Annotated in this window: 4 protein-coding genes; 1 reads left to right on the top strand and 3 read right to left on the bottom strand. The window is 37.5% G+C overall.

Annotation, left to right across the window (positions count from 1 at the left end):
- Nucleotides 1-188: 188 nt before the first annotated feature.
- From BMG01_RS10390 to BMG01_RS10380, 3 genes are all read right to left on the bottom strand, one after another.
- Nucleotides 189-461, bottom strand: a complete 273-nt coding sequence (locus BMG01_RS10390; RefSeq protein ID WP_084013492.1) for a type II toxin-antitoxin system RelE/ParE family toxin — start codon at nucleotides 459-461, stop codon at nucleotides 189-191.
- Nucleotides 458-673, bottom strand: a complete 216-nt coding sequence (locus BMG01_RS10385; RefSeq protein WP_084013491.1) for a DUF6290 family protein — start codon at nucleotides 671-673, stop codon at nucleotides 458-460. The genes BMG01_RS10390 and BMG01_RS10385 overlap by 4 nt, the downstream gene beginning before the upstream one ends.
- Nucleotides 674-741: 68 nt before the next feature.
- The gene (locus tag BMG01_RS10380) at nucleotides 742-1,284 is read right to left on the bottom strand and encodes an ATP-binding protein (protein WP_255372414.1); all 543 of its coding nucleotides are present in this window, start codon (nucleotides 1,282-1,284) and stop codon (nucleotides 742-744) included.
- Between the two features lie 85 nt (nucleotides 1,285-1,369).
- Here BMG01_RS10380 and BMG01_RS10375 point away from each other — a divergent pair, with 85 nt between their 5' ends.
- Nucleotides 1,370-1,645: a transposase gene (locus BMG01_RS10375; RefSeq protein WP_004910748.1), complete on the top strand. Its 276-nt coding sequence runs from the start codon at nucleotides 1,370-1,372 to the stop codon at nucleotides 1,643-1,645.
- The last annotated feature ends 217 nt before the right edge of the window (nucleotides 1,646-1,862 follow it).

The following is a 1,862-nucleotide window of genomic DNA, read 5'->3' as shown; positions in this document are numbered from 1 at the left end:
TGTTGTATTTTTTCGCTAACTTTTTCAGGCCATTTTGACCAACCAGCCATTCGTTGACGATTATTAATTTAAATTCATTTGAATATTTAGACATAGAAAAACCCAATAACTTTCTGGACATTTTTTTGTCCAAGTTATTGGGTTCACTTCATAATCTATTCCTTTTCATCGTTAACATTCACTTGTAACTATTTATTGCGATAAACATCGTCACGTTTACTCGTCTTTAAGACAACTACTACAAATTCATCGTCAACAATATCAGCGATAATTCGATATTTACCAACTCGATAACGCCATAAAGTTTTCAGTTCACCCTCTAATGCTTTACCAAACATTCTAGGATTTTCTATACCGCTAATATTCAACTCTAACCAATTATATATACGTCTTTGTACTGGTTTATCTAACTTACCAAATTGTTTGGCTGCTCTACTATCAAACTTCCAGCTATATTTCATAGACCTAATTTTGCCTTGATTTCTTCTGGTGACACATACTCACGATTTTCAGAATTAATCACCTTCATAGCGTCAGCATAGTCTTCATCATCTTGACGCGCTTCTTCAATCAAGTCAGCTATTAAACCCGTAACACTCACACCTTTAAAATCAGCATATTCCTTAGCCCAAGCCATTGTATCATCTTGTAATCTTACAGTTGTTACGCTCATGATTATTCTCCTTTATCATTACTACAAATGTAGTATAACACACTACTACATTTGTAGTCAATTAAGCATTATCGGTACGCCTTTTCGGCTTGTGCCGTGTCACCAGCTTTAACTGTCTGATAGGCACGTTGCATAGCAACTAATGGCTCATCAACCGTTATTTTTTCAACCCGTCCATAAATATCTTTCATAAAACACTGTCCCATGACCATATTACCTAATTCTTTGATGTTGTCATCATTAACTGGCAAACCAACATGTTGTAAAATATCTGGCTGTTCCTTATCCTCATCAAAGGCAAATAAAACACCAAAATTATCACTTTTAACATCATGAACTGATTGTGTCACGGGAATTAACAAGTTGTTGGCAGAACGTCCAATACGTGCCATTTCATTAAAAATGCGACTACCAATATCAGACGTTGTAAACGTCCAAGCTTCATCAAATATTTCAACCGTTTTTTCATCATAATCCCGTGTCGCAAACGTCCGACTAAAGACGCCTAACACCGTCATCACAATCATACTTGCTACCTCAAATTCGGTGTAATCCTGTTTGGCTTTGTCATGTTGTGGCAATGTCAATCCTGCTGTTTCAAGAATGGTAATCCGATTGCTCGTATACTGAAAATCCGGACTGCTTTATTTCTAGGGCATAATCCGAGATAATCAAGTATAGGAGTTTTTTTATATTATGAAAGCTAAGCGATACTCAACAGAATTTAAGTCATCAATTGTCGCCTTGTATAACGAGGGACGTTCTGCTAATTCTCTAGCCAATGAATACCATTTGGCTGTACAAACCGTCACGGGTTGGGTGAAGAAAGCCCAAATCATTGGGACGGACGTTACTGGTAAGCCAGTGACTCGTGCCCAATTTAACGCAATGCAGAAAGAAGTCGCAAGACTTAAAGAAGAAAACGAAATTTTAAAAATTGCGGCCGTTTTGCTGGGCGAACATCGCAAGTAACACGTAAGACCCATTTTCCTATTGTCCAATCATTGCTAAAACAGCATTTTAAACTCATGATGGTGCTTCGCCTACTCAAAATACCCAAAAGCACCTACTTTGATTGGGTTCACTATACTGAGTGCCAACGACAACGAGAAGACACGATTTTAAAAGCTTTGTTGCGTGAAATTTGGCAAAATAACTATAAAGCTTATGGCGCGCCACGTCTGCGATT

Source organism: Leuconostoc sp. BM2, assembly GCF_002095565.1.
GTDB lineage: Bacteria > Bacillota > Bacilli > Lactobacillales > Lactobacillaceae > Leuconostoc > Leuconostoc falkenbergense.
The sequence above is the reverse complement of the archived record's forward strand: the minus strand, read 5'-3'. Positions and strand labels throughout refer to the sequence as shown.

Coding starts and splice junctions, on each gene's coding strand:
- BMG01_RS10375 (WP_004910748.1), top strand. CDS start 1,370: ATGAAAGCTAAGCGATACTCAACAGAATTTAAGTCATCAATTGTCGCC.
- BMG01_RS10390 (WP_084013492.1), bottom strand. CDS start 461: ATGAAATATAGCTGGAAGTTTGATAGTAGAGCAGCCAAACAATTTGGT.
- BMG01_RS10385 (WP_084013491.1), bottom strand. CDS start 673: ATGAGCGTAACAACTGTAAGATTACAAGATGATACAATGGCTTGGGCT.